Consider the following 517-nt stretch of genomic DNA (forward strand, 5'->3'; position numbering starts at 1 on the left):
CGGATCGAGGAGGCGATGGCCCCCTTTCAGGGCAGCCTCGACCTGCTCGACACCATCCCCGGGATCAACCGGGCCACCGCCGAGGTGATCATCGCGGAGACCGGCGGCGACATGAGCCGGTTCCCCTCCGCCAAGCACCTGGCGTCCTGGGCCGGGGTCTGTCCCGGCCACCACGAATCCGCCGGCCGCACCAAGACCACCAAGGTCCGCCCCGGCAACCCCTACCTCAAGGGCGCCCTCGGCCTGGCCGCCTTCGGCGCAGTGCGAACCAACAACACCTACCTGCAGGCCCGTTACAAGCGGCTGACCGCACGCCGTGGTCCGCTCAGGGCCCTGGTCGCCGTCGAGCACTCGATCATCACCGCGATCTGGCACATGCTCACCGACCACGTCCCCTACGACGAGCTCGGCGGTTCCTACTTCACCCAGCGCGACCCCGAACGCGCCACCCGACGCGCGATCAACGCCCTGAACCAACTCGGGTACACCGTCACCCTCAACCCGATCGAAAGCGCGG

General features: G+C 69.1%; 1 protein-coding gene. It reads left to right on the plus strand.

Going from position 1 to position 517, the window contains the following annotated elements:
• Nucleotides 1-15: 15 nt before the first annotated feature.
• Nucleotides 16-517 (plus strand): transposase (locus IEZ21_RS47000; RefSeq protein ID WP_246568996.1); only part of this gene is annotated, 502 nt, incomplete at its 3' end.

It is taken from the genome of Streptomyces flaveus (genome assembly GCF_014647675.1).
Taxonomy (GTDB): domain Bacteria; phylum Actinomycetota; class Actinomycetes; order Streptomycetales; family Streptomycetaceae; genus Streptomyces; species Streptomyces flaveus.